Origin of the sequence: Pseudomonas sp. GV105, assembly GCF_003058185.1 — a bacterium.
Lineage (GTDB): Bacteria > Pseudomonadota > Gammaproteobacteria > Pseudomonadales > Pseudomonadaceae > Aquipseudomonas > Aquipseudomonas veronii.
Map to the genome: position 1 here is coordinate 37,778 of NZ_QBUF01000018.1, position 23,418 is coordinate 61,195.

The 23,418-nt window shown below is 60.2% G+C and carries 25 protein-coding genes; 16 read left to right on the plus strand and 9 right to left on the minus strand.

Annotation, left to right across the window (positions count from 1 at the left end; translation table 11 throughout):
- Positions 1-29: 29 nt before the first annotated feature.
- From C8K66_RS27330 to C8K66_RS27365, 8 genes are all read left to right on the plus strand, one after another.
- Complete coding sequence (locus C8K66_RS27330) at positions 30-1,058, plus strand: Gfo/Idh/MocA family oxidoreductase (protein WP_057004688.1); 1,029 nt, start codon at positions 30-32, stop codon at positions 1,056-1,058.
- 128 nt (positions 1,059-1,186) lie between these two features.
- The gene (locus C8K66_RS27335) at positions 1,187-1,366 is read left to right on the plus strand and encodes a hypothetical protein (protein WP_079444050.1); all 180 of its coding nucleotides are present in this window, start codon (positions 1,187-1,189) and stop codon (positions 1,364-1,366) included.
- Positions 1,367-1,414: 48 nt separating this feature from the next.
- Positions 1,415-2,350: a sugar ABC transporter substrate-binding protein gene (locus tag C8K66_RS27340; protein ID WP_017846555.1), complete on the plus strand. Its 936-nt coding sequence runs from the start codon at positions 1,415-1,417 to the stop codon at positions 2,348-2,350.
- A gap of 65 nt (positions 2,351-2,415) precedes the next feature.
- Positions 2,416-3,969, plus strand: coding sequence for a sugar ABC transporter ATP-binding protein (locus tag C8K66_RS27345; RefSeq protein ID WP_057004686.1), 1,554 nt, complete (start codon positions 2,416-2,418; stop codon positions 3,967-3,969).
- Positions 3,970-4,027: 58 nt separating this feature from the next.
- The gene (locus tag C8K66_RS27350; RefSeq protein ID WP_017846553.1) at positions 4,028-5,050 is read left to right on the plus strand and encodes an ABC transporter permease; all 1,023 of its coding nucleotides are present in this window, start codon (positions 4,028-4,030) and stop codon (positions 5,048-5,050) included.
- Positions 5,051-5,394: 344 nt separating this feature from the next.
- Positions 5,395-5,799, plus strand: a complete 405-nt coding sequence (locus tag C8K66_RS27355; RefSeq protein ID WP_010564800.1) for a TraR/DksA C4-type zinc finger protein — start codon at positions 5,395-5,397, stop codon at positions 5,797-5,799.
- Between the two features lie 546 nt (positions 5,800-6,345).
- A complete protein-coding gene (locus tag C8K66_RS27360) occupies positions 6,346-7,578 on the plus strand; it encodes a methyl-accepting chemotaxis protein (protein WP_371928173.1) in 1,233 nt (410 codons plus the stop codon).
- A 115-nt stretch (positions 7,579-7,693) separates the two neighbouring features.
- Complete coding sequence (locus C8K66_RS27365) at positions 7,694-7,897, plus strand: hypothetical protein (protein ID WP_057004685.1); 204 nt, start codon at positions 7,694-7,696, stop codon at positions 7,895-7,897.
- 6 nt (positions 7,898-7,903) lie between these two features.
- On the opposite strand, the gene C8K66_RS27370 is transcribed toward C8K66_RS27365, so the two are convergent.
- The 3 genes from C8K66_RS27370 to C8K66_RS27380 form a co-directional block, all read right to left on the minus strand.
- The gene (locus C8K66_RS27370; RefSeq protein WP_017846550.1) at positions 7,904-8,140 is read right to left on the minus strand and encodes a DUF2789 domain-containing protein; all 237 of its coding nucleotides are present in this window, start codon (positions 8,138-8,140) and stop codon (positions 7,904-7,906) included.
- A gap of 71 nt (positions 8,141-8,211) precedes the next feature.
- Positions 8,212-8,442: a hypothetical protein gene (locus tag C8K66_RS27375; RefSeq protein ID WP_017846549.1), complete on the minus strand. Its 231-nt coding sequence runs from the start codon at positions 8,440-8,442 to the stop codon at positions 8,212-8,214.
- Between the two features lie 110 nt (positions 8,443-8,552).
- The gene (locus tag C8K66_RS27380; protein ID WP_081610137.1) at positions 8,553-8,828 is read right to left on the minus strand and encodes a hypothetical protein; all 276 of its coding nucleotides are present in this window, start codon (positions 8,826-8,828) and stop codon (positions 8,553-8,555) included.
- Between the two features lie 414 nt (positions 8,829-9,242).
- Between C8K66_RS27380 and C8K66_RS27385 the strand changes: the two genes are divergently transcribed.
- Together C8K66_RS27385 and C8K66_RS27390 are read left to right on the plus strand one after the other, a co-directional pair.
- Positions 9,243-9,692 carry a hypothetical protein gene (locus C8K66_RS27385; RefSeq protein WP_017846547.1) on the plus strand — a complete coding sequence of 150 codons (450 nt, stop codon included), beginning with the start codon at positions 9,243-9,245 and terminating at the stop codon, positions 9,690-9,692.
- 132 nt (positions 9,693-9,824) lie between these two features.
- Positions 9,825-10,841: an ABC transporter substrate-binding protein gene (locus tag C8K66_RS27390; protein ID WP_046383697.1), complete on the plus strand. Its 1,017-nt coding sequence runs from the start codon at positions 9,825-9,827 to the stop codon at positions 10,839-10,841.
- A gap of 89 nt (positions 10,842-10,930) precedes the next feature.
- Here the strand turns inward: C8K66_RS27390 and C8K66_RS27395 are convergent, their stop codons facing one another.
- Together C8K66_RS27395 and C8K66_RS27400 are read right to left on the minus strand one after the other, a co-directional pair.
- Positions 10,931-13,057 (minus strand): TonB-dependent siderophore receptor, encoded by a 2,127-nt coding sequence (locus C8K66_RS27395; protein ID WP_108526536.1) that lies wholly within the window; start codon positions 13,055-13,057, stop codon positions 10,931-10,933.
- A 93-nt stretch (positions 13,058-13,150) separates the two neighbouring features.
- Complete coding sequence (locus C8K66_RS27400) at positions 13,151-13,540, minus strand: DUF2946 domain-containing protein (RefSeq protein WP_108526538.1); 390 nt, start codon at positions 13,538-13,540, stop codon at positions 13,151-13,153.
- 93 nt (positions 13,541-13,633) lie between these two features.
- Between C8K66_RS27400 and C8K66_RS27405 the strand changes: the two genes are divergently transcribed.
- Complete coding sequence (locus tag C8K66_RS27405; protein ID WP_046383694.1) at positions 13,634-14,071, plus strand: DUF3995 domain-containing protein; 438 nt, start codon at positions 13,634-13,636, stop codon at positions 14,069-14,071.
- Here the strand turns inward: C8K66_RS27405 and C8K66_RS27410 are convergent.
- Positions 13,968-17,108 (minus strand): DUF6531 domain-containing protein, encoded by a 3,141-nt coding sequence (locus tag C8K66_RS27410; RefSeq protein WP_371928172.1) that lies wholly within the window; start codon positions 17,106-17,108, stop codon positions 13,968-13,970. The two genes, C8K66_RS27405 and C8K66_RS27410, sit on opposite strands and share 104 nt — an antisense overlap.
- Positions 17,109-17,457: 349 nt before the next feature.
- On the opposite strand from C8K66_RS27410, the gene C8K66_RS27415 reads away from it, so the two are divergent.
- Positions 17,458-17,787, plus strand: coding sequence for a hypothetical protein (locus C8K66_RS27415; RefSeq protein WP_026139966.1), 330 nt, complete (start codon positions 17,458-17,460; stop codon positions 17,785-17,787).
- Between the two features lie 691 nt (positions 17,788-18,478).
- Here the strand turns inward: C8K66_RS27415 and C8K66_RS30915 are convergent.
- Both C8K66_RS30915 and C8K66_RS27425 read right to left on the minus strand, forming a co-directional pair.
- On the minus strand, positions 18,479-18,655 hold the full coding sequence (locus tag C8K66_RS30915; protein ID WP_156179961.1) for a hypothetical protein: 177 nt from the start codon (positions 18,653-18,655) through the stop codon (positions 18,479-18,481).
- Between the two features lie 78 nt (positions 18,656-18,733).
- Positions 18,734-19,096, minus strand: coding sequence for an NUDIX hydrolase (locus C8K66_RS27425; RefSeq protein ID WP_046383693.1), 363 nt, complete (start codon positions 19,094-19,096; stop codon positions 18,734-18,736).
- 126 nt (positions 19,097-19,222) lie between these two features.
- Between C8K66_RS27425 and C8K66_RS27430 the strand changes: the two genes are divergently transcribed.
- Complete coding sequence (locus C8K66_RS27430) at positions 19,223-20,203, plus strand: Gfo/Idh/MocA family protein (protein WP_057004684.1); 981 nt, start codon at positions 19,223-19,225, stop codon at positions 20,201-20,203.
- A 90-nt stretch (positions 20,204-20,293) separates the two neighbouring features.
- On the plus strand, positions 20,294-20,935 hold the full coding sequence (locus C8K66_RS27435) for a ribonuclease T2 (RefSeq protein ID WP_017846538.1): 642 nt from the start codon (positions 20,294-20,296) through the stop codon (positions 20,933-20,935).
- Here the strand turns inward: C8K66_RS27435 and C8K66_RS27440 are convergent.
- Positions 20,926-21,795 (minus strand): helix-turn-helix domain-containing protein, encoded by an 870-nt coding sequence (locus C8K66_RS27440; RefSeq protein WP_108526540.1) that lies wholly within the window; start codon positions 21,793-21,795, stop codon positions 20,926-20,928. The two genes, C8K66_RS27435 and C8K66_RS27440, sit on opposite strands and share 10 nt — an antisense overlap.
- A gap of 109 nt (positions 21,796-21,904) precedes the next feature.
- On the opposite strand from C8K66_RS27440, the gene C8K66_RS27445 reads away from it, so the two are divergent.
- Positions 21,905-22,315, plus strand: coding sequence for a hypothetical protein (locus tag C8K66_RS27445; RefSeq protein WP_017846536.1), 411 nt, complete (start codon positions 21,905-21,907; stop codon positions 22,313-22,315).
- 98 nt (positions 22,316-22,413) lie between these two features.
- Entirely contained in the window at positions 22,414-23,322 is a 909-nt protein-coding gene (gene glsB, locus C8K66_RS27450; RefSeq protein WP_079444045.1) for a glutaminase B, read from the plus strand.
- The last annotated feature ends 96 nt before the right edge of the window (positions 23,323-23,418 follow it).

Below are 23,418 nucleotides of genomic sequence, written 5' to 3' on the forward strand. Positions count from 1 at the left end.
GGTGTGCACTTCAATAAAGGAGTGAATGTATGCGAATTGGACTGGTCGGCTATGGCCACGGAGGGCGCTTCTTTCATGCGCCACTGATTGCAACCCTGCCCGGCGCTACTTTTGTTGGTGTGGTGACTCGTTCACCCGAGCGCCGTCAGCAATTGAGCACTGATCTTCCAGGGGTTAAAGCCTTTGACAGCATCGGCCAGATCGTCGAGGCCGGCGTTGACGCCCTGGTGATTTCCACCACGCTTAAAGGTCGCCCGGCGCTGGTGCTGGAGGCCATCGAGCACGGCGTCGCCGTGGTCAGCGATAAACCTTTCGCCGCCAACGCCGAGCAGGCCCGGGTGCTGATCACCGCGGCTGAACGCCAGGGCGTGTTGCTCAGCGTCTACCAGAACCGGCGCTGGGATTCGGATTTCCTGACCTTGCGCAAACTGATCGACGCCGGCGCCCTCGGCGCTGTCACCCGGTTTGAATCCCGCGTCGAGCGTTTCAGCCCGCAATCGGTGGGCAATGCCAGCGGCGGCGGCTGGCTGCGCGACCTGGGCAGCCATCTGGTGGATCAGGCGCTGCAACTGTTCGGCCCGGTGGATCGGGTTTTCGCGCAACTGCACTACAGCGCCGAACACCCCAGCATCGACCACGGCTTCTTTGTCTCCCTGACCCACGCCAACGGGGTGATTTCCCACCTGTGGGGCAACGCCTTGCAGAACAGCCCGGCACCGCGCTTGCGGGTCAGCGGCACCCTGGGTTGCTACACCGTCGACGGGTTGGACGGCCAGGAAGACGCACTGATGGCCGGCAAGTCGCCCAAAACCGAGGGCGAGCACTGGGGGGCCGAGGAGCACCGCCGCTGGGGCTGGTTCGAACAAGGCCCCGAGCGCGAGCGTGTGCCGTCGGAAAAAGGTTGCTGGACCCAGTTCTATCGCCAGTGGCAGGCCGCCGTGCAAGGGCAGGGGCCGCTGCCGGTGGACGCCTACGAGGCGCTGGAAACCACAAGGATATTGGACGCCGCACGCCTGAGCGCCGAGCGCCAGCAGGTGGTTTCGACAAAAATAGAATAAAATTCTAAAACAGGTTGATATAGAAATTATTTTCCAATAAAGTCTTTTCCAGGTTGCATAAAGTACGTTCCGGACTCGATCCCGACGACTCAACAAAAACAAGATCAAAAACAACCAGGTACCGTCAGATGAAAATCTTCAACGCTGTACTGCGAGTTTTACGCCCAGCCCTTGCGCCACGCGGTCTGCCCCGCACCCGGCCGTTTTACTTCTCCTTCCTCAACGTGCTGTGCGTCGAAAACCAAGGCGCCCTGGTGTGCTGCATTCCGGGAGCACCGCTCGTCCGCCTGCCGTCATCCTCGCTCTGAAAAACGCAACGTCCAAAAAACCAACAAGAAAGTGGAGACAGACCGTTCATGAAGACCCCGATCCGTTTTACCGCGCTGGCGTTGTCCCTGCTGCTGGCCAGCGGTTTTGCCATGGCTGCCGATCTGAAGATCGGCGTGAGCATGTCGCAGTTCGATGACACCTACCTGACCAATGTGCGTGAGTACATGGACAAGCAAGCCAAGGCCTACCCCAAGGGCGATGGCGTGCAACTGCAGTTCGAAGACGCGCGCGCCGACGTGGTCAAGCAATTGAGCCAGGTCGAGAACTTCATCAGCCAGAAGGTCGACGCGATCATCGTCAACCCGGTGGACACGGCGTCCACGGCGCGGATCAGCAAGTCAGCGCTCGAGGCGGGTATTCCGCTGGTCTATGTCAACCGCCGACCTGACCAGAAAGACCTGCCCAAAGGCGTGGCGGCCGTGACCTCCGATGATGAAGAGGCCGGCAGGCTGCAAATGCAGTACATCGCCGAAAAACTGGGGGGCAAGGGCAAGGTGGTGATCCTGCTCGGTGACCTGGCGAACAACTCCACCACCAACCGGACCAAGGGCATCAAAGAAGTCCTGGCCAAGTACCCGCAGATCAAGATCGAGCAGGAACAGACCGGCATCTGGCTGCGTGACCGCGGGATGACCCTGGTCAACGACTGGTTGACCCAGGGCCGCGAATTCAATGCCGTGCTGGCCAACAACGACGAAATGGCGATTGGCGCGGCCATGGCGTTGAAGTCGGCCGGCACCAAGCCGGGCAGCGTCTTGATTGCAGGGGTCGACGGCACGCCGGACGGCTTGAATGCGATCACCAAGGGCGAAATGACCGTGTCGGTGTTCCAGGATGCCAAGGGCCAGGCAGTCGGCTCGGTGGAGGCGGCGCGCAAGATGGCGAAGAAGGAAGCGATCGAGCAGAACATTGTCATCCCGTTCAAGCTGATCACCCCGGACAACGTCAAAGACTTCAAGTAGCCCTTACATCACAACAATAAGCCGGCAGGGCGGTCGTGCCCGCCCTGTCGATGGAGTACCGCCCTATGCTTGCTCAAGCCACTGTCTCGCAGCCGCCCGGTATCCAGCCGTCGCTGCTGGAAGAACCGTATCTGCTGGAAATCCTCAACATCAGCAAAGGCTTTCCCGGTGTGGTGGCCCTGGCCGATGTACAACTGCGTGTGCGCCCAGGCTCGGTGCTGGCGCTGATGGGCGAGAACGGCGCGGGCAAGTCGACCCTGATGAAAATCATCGCCGGCATCTACCAGCCCGACGCCGGGGAAATCCGCCTGCGCGGCAAGCCGATTGTGTTTGAGACGCCGCTGGCCGCGCAAAAGGCCGGGATCGCGATGATCCACCAGGAACTCAACCTGATGCCGCACATGAGCATCGCCGAGAATATCTGGATCGGCCGCGAGCAGCTCAACAGCCTGCGCATGGTCAACCACCGCGAAATGCACCGCTGCACCGCCCAATTGCTCGCCCGCCTGCGCATCAACCTCGACCCCGAGGAGCAGGTGGGCAACCTGAGCATCGCCGAGCGGCAGATGGTCGAGATTGCCAAGGCGGTGTCCTACGATTCCGACATCCTGATCATGGATGAGCCGACGTCCGCCATCACCGAGAAGGAAGTCGCCCACCTGTTTTCGATCATTGCCGACCTCAAGGCCCAGGGCAAAGGCATCGTCTACATCACGCACAAGATGAATGAAGTGTTCGCCATCGCCGATGAAGTGGCGGTGTTTCGCGACGGCCAGTACATCGGCCTGCAGCGCGCCGACAGCATGAACAGCGACAGCCTGATCTCGATGATGGTCGGCCGTGAACTGAGCCAGTTGTTCCCGGTGCGCGAAACGCCCATCGGCGAGTTGCTGCTGTCGGTGCGCGACCTGGGCCTGGACGGCGTGTTCAACAACGTCTCGTTCGACCTGCATGCCGGCGAGATCCTCGGCATCGCCGGGCTGATGGGCTCGGGCCGCACCAACGTGGCGGAAACCCTTTTCGGCATCAGCCCAAGCACTCGCGGGCAGATAACCCTCGATGGCAAGGCGCTGCGTATCACCGACCCGCACATGGCCATCGACAAAGGCTTTGCGCTGTTGACCGAAGACCGCAAGCTCAGCGGGCTGTTCCCGTGCCTGTCGGTCCTGGAAAACATGGAAATGGCGGTGTTGCCGCATTACTCGGGCAACGGGTTTATCCAGCAGAAAGCCCTGCGTGCGCTGTGCGAAGACATGTGCAAGAAGCTGCGGGTGAAAACCCCGTCCCTGGAGCAATGCATCGACACCTTGTCCGGCGGCAATCAGCAGAAAGCCCTGCTGGCGCGCTGGCTGATGACCAACCCGCGCCTGTTGATCCTCGACGAGCCGACCCGTGGCATCGATGTCGGCGCCAAGGCCGAGATCTACCGTTTGATTGCGTTCCTCGCCAGCGAGGGCATGGCGGTGATCATGATTTCCTCGGAGCTGCCTGAAGTGCTGGGTATGAGCGACCGGGTGATGGTGATGCATGAAGGCGAACTGATGGGCACCCTGGACCGTGCAGACGCGACCCAGGAAAAAGTCATGCAGCTGGCCTCCGGTATGACCGCGGTCCACTGACGAACAGCCGCGCGGGCCTGCGGTTGGCCTGCGCCATAGAATAAAAAGGTGATTGGCTATGAACGCAATAACAGACAACAAGCCTGCCACGGCAGCGGTCAAGCACCGTCGGCGCTTGCCCACCGAGCTGAGCATCTTCCTGGTGTTGATCGGCATCGGCCTGGTGTTTGAGCTGTTTGGCTGGATCGTGCGAGACCAGAGCTTCCTGATGAACTCCCAGCGCCTGGTGCTGATGATCCTGCAAGTGTCGATCATCGGCCTGCTGGCCATCGGTGTGACCCAGGTGATCATCACCACCGGGATCGACTTGTCTTCCGGCTCGGTCTTGGCATTATCGGCGATGATCGCTGCCAGTCTTGCGCAAACATCTGATTTTTCCCGTGCGGTGTTTCCGTCCCTGACCGACCTGCCGGTGTGGATTCCGGTGGTGGCGGGGCTCGGCGTGGGGCTGCTGGCGGGCGCGATCAACGGCAGCATTATCGCGGTGACCGGTATCCCGCCGTTTATCGCAACGCTGGGGATGATGGTGTCGGCCCGTGGCCTGGCGCGTTACTACACCGAAGGCCAGCCAGTGAGCATGCTCTCGGATTCCTACACGGCCATCGGGCATGGCGCGATGCCGGTGATCATCTTTCTGGTGGTGGCGGTGATCTTCCATATCGCCCTGCGCTACACCAAGTACGGTAAGTACACCTACGCCATCGGCGGCAATATGCAGGCGGCGCGCACCTCGGGGATCAACGTCAAGCGCCACCTGATCATCGTCTACAGCATCGCCGGGCTCCTGGCGGGCCTGGCTGGTGTGGTGGCCTCGGCGCGTGCCGCCACCGGCCAGGCCGGCATGGGCATGTCCTACGAACTGGATGCGATTGCCGCCGCGGTGATCGGCGGCACCAGCCTGGCCGGCGGAGTAGGGCGCATCACCGGCACCGTGATCGGCGCGCTGATCCTTGGGGTGATGGCCAGCGGGTTTACCTTTGTCGGGGTCGACGCGTATATCCAGGACATCATCAAGGGCCTGATTATCGTGGCGGCGGTGGTGATCGACCAATATCGCAACAAGCGCAAGCTAAAACGCTGACGCAGTGCAAAATGTGGGAGGGGCCTGCCCCCTCCCACATTCAGGCCTGTATTCGTCAGATCCAACCGTTTGTCTTCTATATAGCTCCACAACACTGAATTTCTTGCTATAAACGCACTCCGATGACCATTCGCCAAGCCCGTCCTGGTGCCTTTGGGGGTTATCTTGGAAAAAATGCCTGTCTTTTCAGTTGCTGCGCCCTCAAGTCGGCCTTAGACTGCCGCCCCTCGTAAATTGAGTGCCGGGTGGCGCTTGGAATGGATGGCGCCTTTCCGAGACCTGCAGAGGTTGACCGGAACGCTCCCTTATTCGCCTTAATGCACGTATTTTTTATAGAGAAATCAATGACAAAGGAAAAGTTGCTGGCCATGCCGGCGGATGACTACATGAATGCCGAACAGCACGCTTTTTTCGAGCAGTTGCTGCAAGACATGAAAGTGGAACACCACGAGCGCATTGAACAGAACCGCATCGCCATTGAGAGCCTGGACACCCCGGCCGACCCGGCGGATGCCGCCTCCGTGGAAGAAGAGCGCACCTGGTTGGTGAATGCCATTGATCGCGACCAGCGCATGCTGCCGCAACTGGAGCGCGCACTGGAGCGCATCAAGGAAGATTCCTTTGGCTGGTGCGATGACAGCGGCGAGCCTATCGGCCTCAAGCGCCTGCTGATCAGTCCGACCACCAAGTACTGCATCGAAGCGCAAGAGCGCCACGAGCAGATCGACAAGCACCAGCGTCAAGCCTGATGCGCTGAAGCTGGGGGGCGAGTACTGCGCTCCCCAGGGAAAATATCCGTTACGCCCGCTATATTGATCTGTTGCAAGCTCCCCCACTAAAGGCCCATAGATAATGGCCTGATAGTGGCGTTTAATGCAGAGACAATAATGACAAGCAGTGGGGTGACGAAGATGGCTGGAGACGGATCTCTGATGGGCGCAGCAGTGCCACCGCACGCGGTGGTGCGCGGGTTGCCCGGCTGGCTGACGCCGCTTTTGCAGAGCACCGCCGTGGTGCTGGTCCTGCTCGGCCTTGCGTTTGCCAGCCTGCCGATTTATCTCTGCCTGACACTGGCCTTGCTGGTGATCTGGCTGCCCCGTCTGAAAAAACGCACGCCCAGCGCGGCGCCGTCCGAAGCGGTCGATGCGATTGGCGACCTGACCCGCGACCTGTCCTATACCACCAGCCATAACGCATTGTCGGCGGCCGGCGTGGCCTATTCGGTCAAGCAACTGGCTGCGCGCCTGCAGTCGCAGTTGAGCGCTGCCCAGCAGATCGTCAACAGCGCCGAAGTGATGATCGGCACCGAACAAGTCACCTCCCAACTCAGTCACCAGGCGCTGGGCGCCGCCAGCCAGGCGCATCAGCGCAGTACCGAGGGCCGCGAAGTGCTGGCCCAGTCGATCACCCGCATGCACCAACTCAGCCAGCGCGCGAATGCCAGCCGCGAGATGATTGAAGCCCTGAGCCAGCGCAGCGAGGAAATCCAGCGGGTGACCCTGGTGATCCAGTCCATCGCCAGCCAGACCAACCTGCTGGCCTTGAACGCCGCCATCGAAGCCGCGCGTGCTGGCGAGCATGGGCGCGGGTTTGCCGTGGTGGCCGATGAAGTCCGCGGGCTGGCCGGCCGTACTGCTACCGCCACCGAGGAAGTCGGGGTGATGGTGGCCGATATCCAACAACGCACCGGCCAGGTGGTGGAGCAGATTCGCCAACTGTCGGCGGACCTGCACACCGGCGTGGAGCAGGTGGAGCATGCCGGTGAGCAACTGCAGAACATCGCCAGCCTGGCCGCGGATGTCGAAGGGCAGGTCAACGAAATCGCCCAAGGCACCGAGACCAATCGGGCGCAACTCGACAGCCTGTTCCATGCCGTGGAGCAAATGCGCAGCGACCTGACGGTGAGCGACGAGCAAACCCGTCAACTGGCCGATGCCGCCGTGCAAATGGAAGGGCAGGCCGAAACCATCAGCGAACGCTTGGCCGCCGTCGGGCTGGATGACTATCACCAGCGCGTCTACGACCTCGCCCGCGAAGGCGCGAGCCGCATCGCCGAACAGTTCGAGGCTGATGTACTGCAAAACCGCGTCAGCCTGGAGGATCTGTTCGACCGCAACTACGCGGCGATCCCCAACACCCACCCCAGCAAGTACCACACGCGTTTTGACAGCTACACCGATCAGGTTTTGCCGGCGATTCAAGAGGCGCTGCTGCCGCGACACGAAGGTTTGGTATTTGCCATCGCCTGTACGCAACAGGGGTATGTGCCGACACACAACAAGGCGTTTTCCCAACCCTTGACCGGCGATGTACAGGTGGATGCGTTACAGAATCGCACCAAGCGCAAGTTCGACGACCGTACCGGGATTCGCTGTGGCAGCCATCAGCAAGCGGTACTGTTGCAGACCTACACCCGCGATACCGGTGAGTTGATGCACGACTTGTCGGTGCCGATCATGGTCAAGGGCCGGCATTGGGGCGGGTTGCGCCTGGGCTATAAACCCGAAGGCACGAAGGCCAGGCACTAGAGATTGTTGCTGTTTGCGCAATAGAGCTATCCAGAGGATAGCTTTTTCTGAGGGTAGGAAAAACGTAGCATGGCCGCCGTTGTTAGTTAGCTAACGATTGTTGCGGAGAAGCTCCATGCAAAACAAAGTCGATGTCGCTGTGATGATTGGCAGTGGCGTACCCGAAACCCTGCGTGCGTTGGGTCAGAAGGCTTGTTGGGTCGTGCTGCTCAACGGTGAGCAGCGTGGCACCGCCTTCGCCAGCCGTGATGAAGCCGAGGAGTGCAGGGCCGCCTGGCAAGCACTGTTGCGCATGGAACAGTCAGACAGCCTGCATTGAGGGGTGTTATTGCGCTTGGTGCAGACGCTGGTTCAGTTCATCCACGGCCATCGCCCATTCAGCGTCTTCCCGAAGTTCTTCCTTGAGAAACTGAGCCTGCTGGGGCGTCCAGAAGGGCGCGTCGATCAGCTTGACGTCGTCGGCCAAAGGATGGGCAGCGATAAACGCGTCGATGTCCTTCGGGGTGGAATCCAGGCCCAGTTGATCAAACAGGGTTTCAAGGGTTGGTACTGGCGCATCCATATCGTTCTCCATGCCGGTTTTGGGGGGGTATGCATCGGAGGCTTGTCGCGCAGTAGAGTTCTATCGGATTCTCAGGAGGTCAACGCCCCTGAGTCCACCGCTGTCTTGAGGGCCCTGGCGGCTTCTTTTGCCGCGACGGCGGCGGCGTCCGCGGTCTTGAACCAACGATCTTTTTCCACTTGGTGCATTGTGATCGTGGTCAAGGGGGGCTTGGCACGCATTACGATAACTGCTTGGAATTCTCCGTCTACTTCCTTGGCTTCGCCATGGATAAAAAATTCGCCAATATCAAATTCCGTCACGTATAACCTTCCCTTCAAGGTAACTGCACTGATGAAACCTGACCCGCACGGGGCAAACTTCAATGGACGGGCCAGTATGGCAGTTGTTGAGGGGCGACGGCGCGGTAAAGTCATCCAGGTGACGAAACGATCCCGCCGTGCGGGGCGTGCAGGGCGGCCTCGAGGGTTTTTGCCAGTTCGCAGGCGCGGATATGGTTGCTGCGAAAGCCTTTGATCCTGCCGCTGGTGACTTCCAGAATATGAAAGAAGTTGCGTCCGGCCGGTACAACTTGATAAAGCACGGAGTTTGAGTACCCATCATGGCTGTGCAAGCAGTAGTATTGGCGCTCGTCTTGATAGGATGAGTGAGTGCTGGAAGACGTAGCGTTGTGTTGACGTCGTTGCATGGTCAGCTCCTGTCGATCGATCTGGTTGGCCCGCCAGCAGCGGAACGGGTGGTTTTGACCCGTGTTGCTGTTTTAATATTGTCGTCGGCAATCGGTTCTCGGTTCCATTCCAGATGTTTTGTTTTGTGCAGGTTGTCGGAAACTGCGCTTTTTAATTGGGTTATTCTCTGAAGCTGGTCGACCCGTCTTCTCGGGCTGTTAAACCTGTGATTTGCTGTGAAGATCGATGGCCTGCATAAGGCTCGTCGTGTATGCCTGTATTAGTCTTATGGCACCGCAGGGGCGTTTTTTCAGGGTTTTTAATCAATGCGTTGTGTCAGCGTGCCGGTATGGCCGCTTTTTTGTGCTGCCCGTTTCGGCGGACAGTGCTTTTTTTGATCTGGGGGCGTTTCCTTGGCAGTCAGTAATCTGGATATGCACGCGTTATTCGTGCTGGGTGATTTGCGCGCAAAGTTGGTCAAGCAGTTTCAATCCCGTTTTGTTTACATCACTGAACAGACACCGGAAGGCATCTATATCGCCGAGATCGATACTGAATCGGCATTGGTCGTGGATGACAAACAACGCCTTGAACTCAAGGTCGGTGATCATTTTCGTGCCGCGGTATTGCCCAGTCGCGAAGGTGGCAAGTTTGAATTGAAGTTCCGCGATATCAAGTTGACGGTGTATGGCTTGGGCGACTATGCCTTTGTTTCCTCGGCCGAAGGCCAGGGCATTGTGTTCAAGGAAGGTCACAGCGTGATGCTGGTGTTTGCCGCCAACGAACAATTGCAGGAAGGCTTGACCAAAACCCTCAAGGCCGTGACCGGCAAGGCCGCCAAGTGGCGCAAGGGTGAACTGGTGACCTTCAAGGCCAGCGAATAACCCGCTCGTACAGCAAACAGCCTTTATCTCCCGGAACCTCTACTACAGTTGAGTTGACTTAACTATTCAGAGGCTTCGCGCAGTGGCGGCCAAGCCGTCCGTTATTGCAGCGAACACGTGAGGTGCAAAGGCATGAAAGGATTGAGATCCCTGTTGGCGGCGTCCCTGGCGAGCCTGAGTCTGTCGGTGGCTTCGTTGCCGGTTTCGGCTGCACAGGCGCCTGTGCATTTCGCCGACCTGAACTGGGAAAGCGGCAGTCTGATCACCGAAGTGCTGCGCTATATCGTCGAGAAGGGCTATGACCTGCCCACCGACACCTTGCCCGGCACCACCATCACCCTGGAAACCGCCCTGGCGAAGAATGACATCCAGGTGATCGGCGAAGAATGGGCAGGCCGCAGTCCGGTGTGGGTCAAGGCCGAGGCCGAAGGCAAGGTGGCCGGGGTGGGCGATACGGTCAAGGGCGCCACCGAAGGCTGGTGGGTGCCGGAGTACGTGGTCAAGGGCGACCCCGCCAAAGGCCTTAAGCCCCTGGCACCAGACCTGAAAAGTGTCGCGGACCTGGCGCGTTACAAGGACGTGTTCAAGGACCCCGAATCCCCAGGCAAAGGGCGCTTTCTCAACAGTCCCATTGGCTGGACCTCGGAAGTGGTCAACAAACAGAAACTCAAGGCCTACGGCCTGGACGACAGCTATGTGAACTTCCGCAGTGGCTCGGGGGCGGCGTTGGATGCCGAGATAACTTCCTCGATTCGTCGCGGTAAGCCAGTGCTGTTCTATTACTGGTCGCCGACGCCCTTGATGGGGCGCTACAAATTGATCCAGCTGGAAGAGCCGGCGTTCGATGCCGAGGCGTGGAAGACGCTGACGGATGCGGACAATCCCGATCCGAAGCCGACACGGTCTTTGGCGTCCAAGTTGAGTATCGGCGTGTCCACGCCGTTCCAGAAAGAACATCCGCAGATTGTCGGGTTCTTCGAGAAAGTCGAGTTCCCGATCGAGCCGCTGAACAAAGCCTTGGCGACCATGAGCGAGAATCACACCGCGCCACGGGACGTCGCGCTGGCGTTTCTCAAGGCGCATCCTGATGTGTGGAAGGCCTGGTTGACGGAGGATGTGGCACAGAAGGTTGAAGCCAGCCTGAAATAGCGTCCCATCCTGCGGCAGAACGCGGGGCAAGAATGTGGAAGCGGGCTTGTCAGCGTGTGCCCGCTTTCACATTGGCTAGCATTCCAGCCTCAGAAGCGGGTTTGCACCGCCACTTCAAACGTGCGCGGCGACCCCAGGTAATACGCCGGCGACACATGGGCAAATTCGGCATACACCTCGTTGGTCAGGTTGCGCACGCGGCCGGTCACCGAGGTGTGGGCGTCCACCTTGTAGCGCAGGAATGTGCCGAACAGGGTGTAGGCCGGCACTGTCTGGGTGTTGGCGTTATCCGCATACACCTGGGCCACATACCGCGCATCCACGCCGCCTTGCCAATCCTCGGAAAAATCATAGGTCAGCCACAGGTTGCCGACGCGCTTGGGCACATTGGTCGGCGTATTGCCCTTGCGCGAGACCACCGCGCCGCTGGCGATTTTTTCGTTGAACTCGTCGTACTCGGCGTCCACCCAGGCGAAGTTGCCTTCGGCGAGTAGTCGCGGCGTGATGCGCAACGAACTGGCCAACTCAATGCCCTTGGACGACTGTGCGCCTACCGGGATGCTGTTGGTGGGGTCCAGCGGGTCGGTGACGGCAAAGTCCTTGCGCTCGATTTTGTAAGCCGCGACGGTGGCCGAACCGCGACCGTCCAGGTAATCGAATTTACTGCCCACCTCCCACTGTTTGCCGGTCGATACGTCGAATACCTGGGTGGTGGTACTCGGCTGTTCGGCGGCCGTGCTGTATTGCACGTACACGTTGGCCGTCGGGATGAACTGGTAGGTCAGGCCCGCGCGCCCGGTCACCGGCTCCCAACTGCGCGTGAAGTGCCGTGGACTGCTGGCGGTTATCGCGCCATGGTTGGTGACATCCAGGTCGATGGCGTCGTAGCGCAGGCCCGTCAGCAATGTCAGTTTATCGGTCAGGCCCAGGCGATTTTCCACGAACAGCGCTTTGGTGGTGACCTCGTTGGTCTTGTCGCTGATAAAGCCCGGTCGGGTGCCAGGGATGTCGTAAAAGTACCCCGGGCCGTAATGGTCAGGATCGACCGTGCTGTTGCCTACGGCTCTCAGCGGGCTGTTGGTCGTGCTGTTGACCTTGTATTCGAAACCGCCGGACCAGGTGGTGGCGAGACCGAAGACGCGGTCGTCGTGGCGCAGCTCGAACTGGTTGCCATTCTGCTCACCCTGATGACGCACCTGGTACGCGGTCGAGCGGTTCACCGCGCTGTTGTCGGCGTTGTACTGGTAGGTCTCCAGGTTGCGGTAATCGCGCTGGCTGTCCAGGTGATACAGGGTGTTTTTCAGCGTGGTGCTGTCGTTGATCCGGTAGTCGATGATCGAACGCGCCCAGAGCGTGCGCTGTTCGTAACGACCGTCGGCGACGTTGTAATTGTTGAAACGGTTGTGTTTATCGATCTTCAGCTCGCCGGCCTTGGGGTTCAGCACCGGCGTGCCCCAGTACGGGCTGTCTTCATGTTCGTCCTGGTATTCCAGGGCCAGGGTATGGGACAGGTTGGGGGTAAGGTCGCTGAGCAGGGAAAACGCTACGCTCCAGGCGTCGCGCTGGTCGCGGTCGATGTAGCTGTGGTTGGTGTTGCGGCTGACGTCCAGGCGTGCGTAATGCTGCACGTCGGCGCTGGGGTCGGTCAGCGCGTGGTTCAGGCCGAATGCCATGCCGGCGGTGTCGTAGCTGCCGTAGGTCAGTTGGCCTTCGGCGGCCTGTTCTTCGCGGGTGGCCAGCTTGGTCACGTAGTTCAGCGAACCGCCCACGGAGCCAGCGCCGTTGATCAAGGACGAGGGGCCGCCGACCAGTTCCACCCGATCATAGATCCACGCATCCACCGGCCGGGCCAGGCCGGTGGCGACGTTGATGCCGTTGAACATCTGGGTGATCTGGCTGCTGGTAAACCCACGATACGAGACAAAACCCCCAAACCCCGGCGGTGCGCTGGCGTTGACACCGGGCAAGGTATTGGCTGCATCCCGGAACGTCTTGGCGCCATGGCGCTCGATGTCATTGCGGTTGGCGATCGCCACCGAGGCGGGCGTTTCGCGCACGCTCAACCCCAGTCGCGATGCCACGCCGCTGGACTGGTCCAGGGCCAGGCCGGGTTCGTGGGAGGGTTCGCCATCGATGGTGGTCGGGGCCAGTTCGAGCGCCCAGGCACAGACTGGCAGGCAGCCGAACAGGCCTGCCAACAGAGGTAAATGTTTCATGCTTGAATCCTGAAAAACCTGCTTGAAAACAACGCACAGTCGCCCGTACTTCCTTACGGAAACGGTGTCAGTGCAGATCAGAAAGCGCGAGGATCAGGCGAGGGCGGGCGGCGCCCGTGGGCGGGCCGTGGGCCAGGTGAAGCGGGCAGGAATGTCAGCCGCCAGTACGATAGCCGGCGGCGGTGCGTGGGGTTGCGGCAACACCGCGACGTTGAGGCTGGAGTTCAGCGCCGGGCCCATGCCGCCGGTCGAGCACAGCGGGCAACCAAACGCCTTGGACAGCGTCGGCAGGCTTTCATCGGCGGGGGTGGACGGCTTGGGCGCCTGGGTGCGTGGGTCGACGGTACAGAACTGCCCGCCGATGCCGTTGAGCTGCATGCCCACCATCTGCCCATGACCAATGCTGCACGCGAACACATTGAACAGGACGCTGCAGTAGAGCATCCAGGCAATGAGCGAGCGGTCGGCACGGGTGATTTTCATGGGGTGGCACTTTACCATCGGCCGCCGACGAAATGCCTGCAAAAAATCTCAGGGGGACTATCCTACTTCGCACAAATTCCGGGAGAGGCCGCCATGAGCTTTATCGTCGCACGATGGATCGTCGGTATTTTCACCTTTGTCAGCATGGTGCATTTGTACTGGGCCGCCGGTGGCAAGCTCGGCAGCCTCGCCGCCATCCCTCAACTTCCCGGCGAATTCGCCAGCGGCCCCCGCCTGGCGTTCAAGCCTTCGGCATTGGGCACCTTGCTGGTGGCGATGGGCCTGGTGGCAATCGCCTTGCTCGTTTGCCTGCGGGCCGGGCTGTATTTTTCGCCGGTGTCCCATGGCGCATTGCAATGGGGCATCAGCGCGATTGCCGTGATCATGTTTGCCAGGGCAATCGGCGATTCGGAGCTGGTGGGTTTTTTCAAAAAGGTCGGTGGTTCGCGGTTTGCACGGTGGGATACGTATTTTTATTCGCCGTTGTGCCTGTTGTTGGGCGCCGGGTTGTTGGTGGTGGCGTGGAGTTGATCGCCTGATCGCGCCGCGAGCGTTCACCCGCCTGCAGACCCGCCCCGTGGGGTTGGGCGCTTACCGATAGGCGTTGATCCTGCCCACCCGTCAGGCAGCGACCGTTATCCGGATCGTAGTAGCGGTGGCGATGGTAGTGCAGCCCGCTTTCCCGGTCGAAGTATTGACCTTGGAAGCGCAGCGGGTTTTCGATTTTTTCGACGTCCAATCGCGTGATCCGGCCATCGGCGCGGTAGTGCGCGGACCACACGATTTCGCCGTCGGGCGTGGTGAGTTCCTGCGCGGTGCCAAGGTGATCCAGTTGGTAGTGGAAAGGCGTGGTGTGCTGTGGGCCGAAGCCTTCCAGCAGGGCCAGTGGGCGGACACTGTCGGGTTCGTAGACGTAGCTGCGATGCCGTTGCGCGTGGTGCTCGGCGATCAGTCTGTCGCCTTGCCAGAAAAACTCGGTGGTCGTGCCGGCGACGGTTTTGCTGATGCGGCGACCAAACGGATCGTAGCGGTAGTGGACTGTTTGGCCGTTGGGGCGGGTGAGGCCGATCAGACGCTGCTGGCAGTCGTAGCGGTATTCGGTAACGACAGAGTGGGCCTGGCCACGCCGTTCGCGGATGAGATTGCCAAAGGCGTCGTAGTCGTAGTGGCGGTCATCCTGGAGCGTCAGACGGCTACCCGCCGGCGTGTAGGCGAAGCGTTCCTGTGCGGCCTGGGAATGATCAGCTCGGACCAGACGGTTTAGCGTGTCGTAGTGGTAGCGGTGCTCGCCTTTGCGGGTGTCGAGCAAGTACCTGAGGTTGCCGGCTTTGTCGTAGCTGTACTGGCGGCGGTAGCGAGTGCCTTCGATATCGCAGATGCCATGGTTGAACAGGCGTGCATGCTCATCGTATTGGTAACTGCTGAGCAGTTTGCCTTGGGCGCGTTGGTGTTCTCGGCCGGCGTCGAACAGGTGAGACGTCAACAGCGCGCCATTGAGTTCAACGGTCGCAAGGTGGCCGCCCTTGTCATGGTTGAACCCTAGCTGGTTGTTGTCTGGCAGGCGCAGGTATTTGAGTCGGCCGCAGGCGTCGTAGCCATAACGGAGTGTGCCCCAGCCCTGGTGTTCGGCGATCAGGCGGTTTTGCGGGTCGTATTCGTAGGTAAGGGGGCGGTAGCCGTCGTCGACGCTGAGGAGGTTGCCCTGGCGGTCGTAGGTATATTCAACAATGCCGCCATCGGGCAGGGTTTTCCTGACCAACCGGCCGGCGTGGTCTCGCCGGTAACGGGTGACGAGCTGACTGCCGTCGGTGCCGTGTGCGGTTTTTTCCAGCAGGTGACCGTTGAGGTCGTAGGCATAGGCGGTGCGTCGGCCGTCGAAGTCGATTTCCTGCTGGAGCCGGCCGTTGGGGTGATAGTCGAAGCGGTAGATTTCGCCGACTTCGTTTTCGATTTCGGCGAGCAACAATCGCACGTGGTCGTAGCGGTAGTTGACCTGGCTACCGTCCGCATTGATGCGGCGGCTGATCAGGGGCAGCCCGTCGGTGTATTCGTAGCGAGTGACGTGCCCCAGTTCATCGCGTTCGGCGGTGATTCTTCCGTAGGGGTTGTAGCTGTATTCCCGCGTGCCACCGCCGGGCATGACCACACGAACCAATCGTCCGACACCATCCCACTGGTACTGGGTCGCCACCCCATGCTTGTCCTCTTGCGCCACCCTCCGACCGAGATCGTCATAGCGATAGCGCTTCACACTGCCGTTTGGCCAGTGTTCTTCAAGCAACTGCCCACGCTCATTCCACCACCGCCGCAGGCAGCTATGGTCGGGAAACCATACCCCGATCAGTTGGCCATACTGGTTGTAGCTATAGTCGGTAACGTTGCCATCGGGGTCGGTCTGACGAATGACATTGCCTTGGTCGTTATGCGCGTAGTTCCAAACTGCCTGGCCACGACGTACAACTCTTAAGAATCCATTGTCATACTCGTAGGACGTTGGCTCATCTTCCCCCGGAAAAAAAGCGACCAAGCATCCAGCGTCGTCGTACTGATACGCCGTTACCGCGCCGAGGGGGTCTTGCTCGACTGTGAGACGGCCCTTGTCGTCATAGGATCTGAAATGCTTGGCGCCATCCGGACCCACCCGCTGCACCCGCCGTGCCTGCGGGGCATGAACATAGGTTTCCTGACTCCCATCGGCGTTGTGAAGGGTCACGCTACCGTCGTCCCCCCAGGCATACCGCGTGTCCATCTGCAAGAAACTCGCCCAATGCCGGACACATCGCGCCGCCTTGCCAGCTCGTTCCCAAGCCCAAAAGAAGCGCGCGCCGCCGGCTAACTGGCGTTCAAGGATCAAGTGTTGCTCGTCGTACCGATAGGTCTCGCTTTCCCCTACGGCATTGGTCGCCGAAACCAGTCTTCCAATGTCGTCATAGGTGTAGGAAACCACGGTCTGTTCGGTCATCCAATCCCCTGCCGCACCGCCCGCGGGCCGCTGAACCTGGTAATCGAGGGCCACCAAGTGGCCGCGCTCATAACGGAAAAACAGCGAGCGACCGACACTGTTATCCAGGCGTTCAATGTTCCCCAACACATCGCGGACAATTCGCAGCCGGTTGCCGTAGGCATCGCTGATCGCGGTCAGCACACCGTGGCAGAAGTGGTAGAAGCGCGATGCCTGGCACAGCACCAGCTCATCCGGCGGCGCCCCCAGGTAGATCGCGGCGTCGGCCTGGCGATTGCCGGTTGTCGGTCGCGCCTCGGTCGGTAAGGGCAGGGCGGTCGATCGGTGCTCATGGTCGATCCACACCGCCGAGGCGTCTGTCAGCGTCAGCCGATGCGCCAGCGAGTGGCTCCAGCAAACCCCCAATCCGCAGTCCACATCCACCGCACGGGGGTGATAGCACCGCGTCCATTCGAACGGCAGGAGCCCGTCCAGTGCGGCATCGGTCAGCCTCAGCGAATCCAGTGCGCCATACCCGGCGTTGACCTGCTGGGGATACTCGGCCCGGCGTTGATGCATGCCATCCAGCTCAGGTGTGATAAAGGCAATGTGGGAAGCGTTAGTCATCCGTGACGTCTCGGCAAAGGGTAAGACGTCGGAGTCTGCCGCGGAAAAAAGACGCTGGACGAACGGCTGGAAAAATCAGAAGGGGCTGACACACCCAGGGAAAATCCCGCGAAAAAGCAATTGAAAGGGCTACCCAAAAAGTCGATCCGACCGATTGCGAGACCGCCCGTCATCGTTCGCGCAAATAAAACCACTCGTCTTGCCGCCCGGTTTCCAGATATCGGCCGGCGAGTTGAGCCCGCGTTGTGGCGATCCTTCAATCCGTGCGATAAGGCAATTTAGTGGCCCCTTTGTAACAAAATTCTCGCCAGAATCGCTTTTATTTTCAGCTGGTTAGGTGAGGAAGCAAATGCGCAATGTAGGAATCATGCTGATCGCCTGTTCCCTGGCCGGCGGCGCGGCTGCCGTACAGGCGCGGGAGTTGCGCGAGGGCGACAAGTACATGTGCAGTTGGGGCGCGGGCACGGCCGCCAGGGCACAGGAACTCAAGCTGTCGGGCGTTTCACTGTATGCCGCGCGGCAGAAGATCCAGACCATCAAGTTCAACAAGTCATGGATGCGGATGATGGCCATGGGAATCACCGAGCAGACCTATGACAGCCGTTCACGGCTCAAGCCCGAGGCGATTCGCCAGAGTTTCTATCAGGATTGCGTGCGCTACAAAGTGGCGCGCAAATAAGGCGCTTCTTGCTGGTCGAGCAGCGCGGTTTACAAATCCACGACAATCTCAGTGTTTCTATTTGCATACAATTGCCCCGTCATTGAGGAGGCTGGTATGCAAACGCTTTTTCCCGGGGCGACGTCGGATGATGTCGCCGCGCTGTTCCTGATCGCCGACGTTCGCTGCCGGAAGAGCAGGGCGCATTAAAATGATGACCCCTCCGGAGCCCCGGTCGCCCGACAGCTTGCGCTACTTCGCAGTCGCGGTGTTGTGCGTTGCGGTGTTGCTGGGGATCTATTTCGTACAACTCAATGCCAAAGTCGACCGCCAGCGTGAACAGACCGTCGAGTACCTGGCTCTCTGCAGGCAAGTGGAGCGCGTGGCCAGTGCCGCGTCGGCAAACAGGATTGAACTTAGCAATACGTGCAAACAGTTGAGCGGACAGTCGTCGAAAAGTCTGACGCCGAGATCGATTGATAACCCTTCTTTATAAAGGGAAATAGTACTTCAAAGTCGCGATGGTATTTGCACCAAAAAGTGGCACTTATATACCTCCCTACCTTGATAAATGTGTGGTTATTGAAGGACTTACGATTGTTTTATTCCGACGAAAGGATTAAAACCATCTTGTTACGGGATTAGGCAATCGGTACTATAGCCGGGCGTTCACCTCCCACGGTTTATGCATTTTTTAAATCCCAAGTTTCCATCAGCTACTTGGGATTTTTTTTGCCTGGGATTTGTTGTCGGCATCAACAAGCTCCGCGCGCATCCGACCATTGTGCTTGGCTTGGTACAGCAACTCGTCGATGTTCTCGACAAACTCGAGCATCACACTGTTCCATCCAACTCGCTGGATGAGATTACCGATTTCGGTGGCGAGCAAGTCGATAACCTGCCTGAGCACATTCGAGTGAAGCGCCCCGACGCAGAATCTGCACAGGCCGCCGGACAGAGCGCGGAACTACAGGCGTCGCAGAAAGGATTTGACGATGTGCCGGGTGGTATCGGTAGTGTCCAGCTCGTCCATCGCACTGTAGGCGTGCCAGCGGCAATCGATGATTTCGTTGCACGGCCGTGCTTGCGCGATGTTCACCACCGACGCCTCGAACACATGGTGCAGCGTGTCGCGCGCCTTCAATTCCTGCAGGTACAGCAGTCCGTCGACGTTCAACCCGGTTTCTTCTTCCAGCTCCCGTTCGGCGGCGCCTACCGGGCGCTCGTCGCGTTCGACCTTACCGCCCGGCAACGCCCATTTAGATCTGGCTTTGCGCACGAAGAGGATATGCCCCTCGTGTTCGCAAATCACCGTTGCGCGTATTTTCATCGTCTGTGCCCCGCAGCGAGATGTCTGTCATAAAAGTGTAATGCAAATGTCATGCTGGGTGGTGGTGGCGCATCTGCGTGAGGATATAGATACTGGTCGATTGACGACAACGCACGAGGGGAGCAGATGAAGACGGTACGTTGGGGCATGATCGGCTGTGGCAGCGTCACTGAGTTAAAGAGTGGACCTGCTTTCTACAAAGCGCCAGGTTCGGCCCTGGTGGCCGTGATGGGGCGCCGCGAAGAGGCTGTGCGCGATTATGCGGCACGCCACGGCATTGGTCGTTTCTATACCGACGCCCAGGCACTGATCAACGACCCTGAGGTGGACGCGGTGTACATCGCTACACCGCCCGACAGCCACCTCGAATACAGCCTGATGGTCGCGGCCGCCGGCAAGCACTGTTGTGTCGAAAAACCCATGGCGCTGAATGCCGAGCAGGGCGCATTGATGCAGCGCACTTTCGAACGTGCCGGGCTGCATTTGTTTGTGTCCTACTATCGCCGCTCGCTGCCGCGCTTCCAGCAAGTGCGCGACTGGTTGCGCGATGGACGCATCGGCCAACTGCGTCACCTGACCTGGTCCCTGTGCAAGCCGCCAGCCGTCGAAGACACCAGTGCCGCCAATTGGCGCACCGACCCGGCCATTGCCGGCGGCGGCTACTTTGCCGACCTGGCCAGCCACGGCTTTGATCTGTTCCAGTACCTGGCCGGCGACATTGTCGAGGTTGCCGGGTTTACCGCGCGACAGGCCGGACAGTATGCGGCGGAAGACGCGGTGACCGCCTGCTGGACTTTCAGCTCCGGCGCGCTGGGCATGGGCTGCTGGAACTTTGTCGCGGACCGCCGTGAAGATCGCGTCGAGCTGATCGGCACCCTGGGGCGGATCACGTTTGCGGTGTTCGACGACCAGCCGTTGCGGCTTGAAGGGGCGGTCGACGAAGTGCTGGAGGTGCCTTGCCACACGCATATCCAGTGGCACCATGTGCTGGGCATGAACGCCCATATTCGCGGCGAAGCCGAGCACCCCTCGCTGGCGATCGAGGCATTGAAGACCGACCGGATTCTGGACAAGGTGCTGCAACGCAATCCCTATCATCCTGAGTAGTTTTCCTGGCGCCGGCGTTGCATTCACCACTTTCGCCGGACCCTGGCCTGCACTCACAATGCGGGCTTATTTTTTTCAAGGAACAGACGGATGAAATACAAGGCAGCCTGGCTGGCCGTGGGGTGGGTACTGGCAAGCATGGCGACGCAGGCGGCGCCACGTGAGCAACGGCCGGCGGGGGACTTTGATTTTTATGTGCTGTCGCTGTCGTGGTCGCCGACGTTCTGCCTGGCGCACCCGAACAACGAGCAATGCAGCGGCAAAGGCTACGGGTTTGTATTGCATGGGCTATGGCCGCAATACGCGCGGGGTGGCTGGCCGGCGTCGTGCGATACGCAGTCGCGGCTGTCGGCGGATGAGTTGGCCAAAGGCGCGTTGATATTCCCCACGCAGGCATTGCTCAAGCATGAATGGTCCAAACATGGCACCTGCAGCGGCCTGGAAGCCACGCGTTACCTGCAAGCCACCGATGCGGCCTTGGCCACGGTGCAGATCCCGCAGCAATTGCAGCCATTCAACGTGCCGGGTCACCTGGAGGCACGGGAGATCGAGGCGCTCTTTCGCGAGAGTAACCCGGCCATGGGCAACCATGGCGTGGCGGTGATCTGCAAGGGCAAGGTGCTGTCCGAAGTGCGCGTGTGTCTGAGCAAGGAACTGCGTTTTGCCGGCTGCCCCAAGAGTGTGAAAACCCAGTGCCGGGACGGTGATATCCGCATTCCGGTTCAGCGCTGATCGGGCGCCTGGATCGAGTGCAATGCGATGGCCGCCGGGGCCTCGGTTGACGTCGACACCCCGGCACGGCCCGCCAGGTAGCGCGCTGGCGGCTGGCCCACGGCCTTGCGGAACATGGTGATAAAACCGCTGGCATTTTCATAGCCCAAGTCCAGGGCGACCCGCTGCACACTTTCGCCCCTGGCCAGTCGTTGCAACGACAGGATCACATGCAACTGCCGACGCCAGCGGCCGAAGCTCAGGCCTGACTCCTCCAGCAACAAGCGCGTCATGCTGCGCTCGCTCATGCCGATGCGCGCCGCCCATTGGCCGAGCGTGGCCTTGTCGCCGGGGTTGGCCAGCAAGCTGTCGGCCAGGCGACGCAGCCTCGGGTCCTGGGGCATCGGCAGGTGCAGGCCTTCGATGGGCGCCTGGGCCAGCTCGTCCAAAAGCGTGTCGATCAAACGCCCCTGCGCACTGTTCACGTCGTACAACTGCGGGAAGCTCACCGCCTTGCTGATCAACTCATGCAACAGGCCGGATACCGACAGGGTGCAGCATTGCGAGGGCAGGGCGCCGGCAGCCTCCGGGTCGATCAGCAGGCAATACAACTCAGCTTCGCCGGCGCCACGCGCGGCGTGGGGCATGCCGCCGGGAATCCACAGCGCACACTGGCGCGGCACAATCCAGATGCCGGCCTCGATTTCGCAATGAATCACCCCGCGCAGCGTGTACATCAACTGGCCTTTGCGGTGGGTGTGCTGAACGTGCTCCCAACGCTCGGACGTACTGGTCGCGCTCACGGCCACCACCGCACGCGGGACCAGATCGGCATCCTTGGCTAACAACGGATCATGCAGGTCCAGGCGATGGCGTTTCATGGTGAGCTCGCAGCTTGGCTGAATTGCGAAACATTCTGGCTATTCTGTGCAATGCCGTCCAGCTTCGCCAGCCTTATAGTGAGACTCCCTCTCATTAAGGAACTCTGCCATGCGACTCGACAGTTCAGCATTTCCCGTGGTGAAGATCGTTTTTGATGCGCCGAATGAAGGCGGGTCGCAGGACAGCTTCGTGATGTTCGAAGGCCTGCTGGCACGTCAGCAATCTTTTGTGTTGCTGTATGAAAAAGCCTTGGATGAACTGAATCACGCGCACTCCTACGAAGAGCGCGAGCACGCCTCGCACTGGATGAAGACACACCGGCAGGCCCTGCGTGCGTATGTCAAAGGCATGATCCAGGTGGAGCCCTGCGCGGCCAAGCGCCGGGCACTCAAGCCGTTCGCCGCGACGTTTGGCAATGCCTGGGGTTATCCGCTGCTGATGGTGGCGTCCAATGACCAGGCGTGGGCGCTGGCGCGGGATGTGCTGGATGAGCAGGTGTCGGATGTAACGTATTTCTAAGCCATACACCGCCTCCCGCCAGTGGGACTGCCGAGCGCATTGAAGTATCCTCCGCGCCCCGCTTACCACTGATTCAAAGAACGATGACAGGACAAGACATGCAGGCGCTGTTGGAGTCGATTCTCGACGAAGTTCGTCCACTGATCGGCCTCGGCAACGTCGCCGACTACATTCCCGCGCTGGCTGACGTGCCCGCCGATCAACTGGGGATCGCCGTGTACGGCAACGACGGCGCAGCCTACTGCGCCGGAGATGCCGATACCCTGTTCTCGGTGCAGAGTATTTCCAAGGTGTTCAGCCTGGTGCAAGCCATCGACCACGGCGGCGAAACCATCTGGGAGCGCCTCGGCCACGAGCCCTCGGGGCAACCGTTCAACTCCCTGGTGCAGCTGGAATTCGAACGCGGCCGCCCGCGCAACCCCTTTATCAATGCCGGCGCGCTGGTGATCTGCGATATCAACCAGTCACGCTTTGCCGTGCCGATTCTGTCGATGCGCGACTTTGTGCGGCGCCTGTCGGGCAACCCGCAGATCCTGGTCAACAGCGTCGTCGCCGAATCGGAAGCGCAACACGGCGCGCGCAACGCGGCCATGGCCTACCTGATGAAGTCGTTCGGCAACTTCCATAACGACGTCGACGCGGTGCTCCACAGCTACTTCAACTACTGCGCGTTGCAGATGAGCTGCCTGGACCTGGCCAGGGCGTTCAGTTTCCTGGCCAACGAGGGGGTGAGTGCCCACAACGGCGAGCAGATCCTGACTGCGCGCCAGACCAAGCAGGTCAACTCGATCATGGCCACCAGCGGGCTATATGACGAGGCGGGGAACTTTGCCTATCGCGTGGGTTTGCCGGGCAAGAGCGGGGTCGGCGGCGGTATTGTCGCGGTGGTGCCGGGGCAGTTCACGGTGTGCGTGTGGTCGCCGGAGTTGAACGCGGCGGGGAATTCGCTGGCGGGGATCAAGGCGTTGGAATTGTTGAGTGAGCGTATTGGGTGGTCGGTGTTTTGAGGCCGCTCCCGTGTGTGCAGGAAGCATCACGAATCCAAATGTGGGAGGGGGCTTGCCCCCGATTACAGTGTGTCAGTCAATACAGCTGTGACTGAT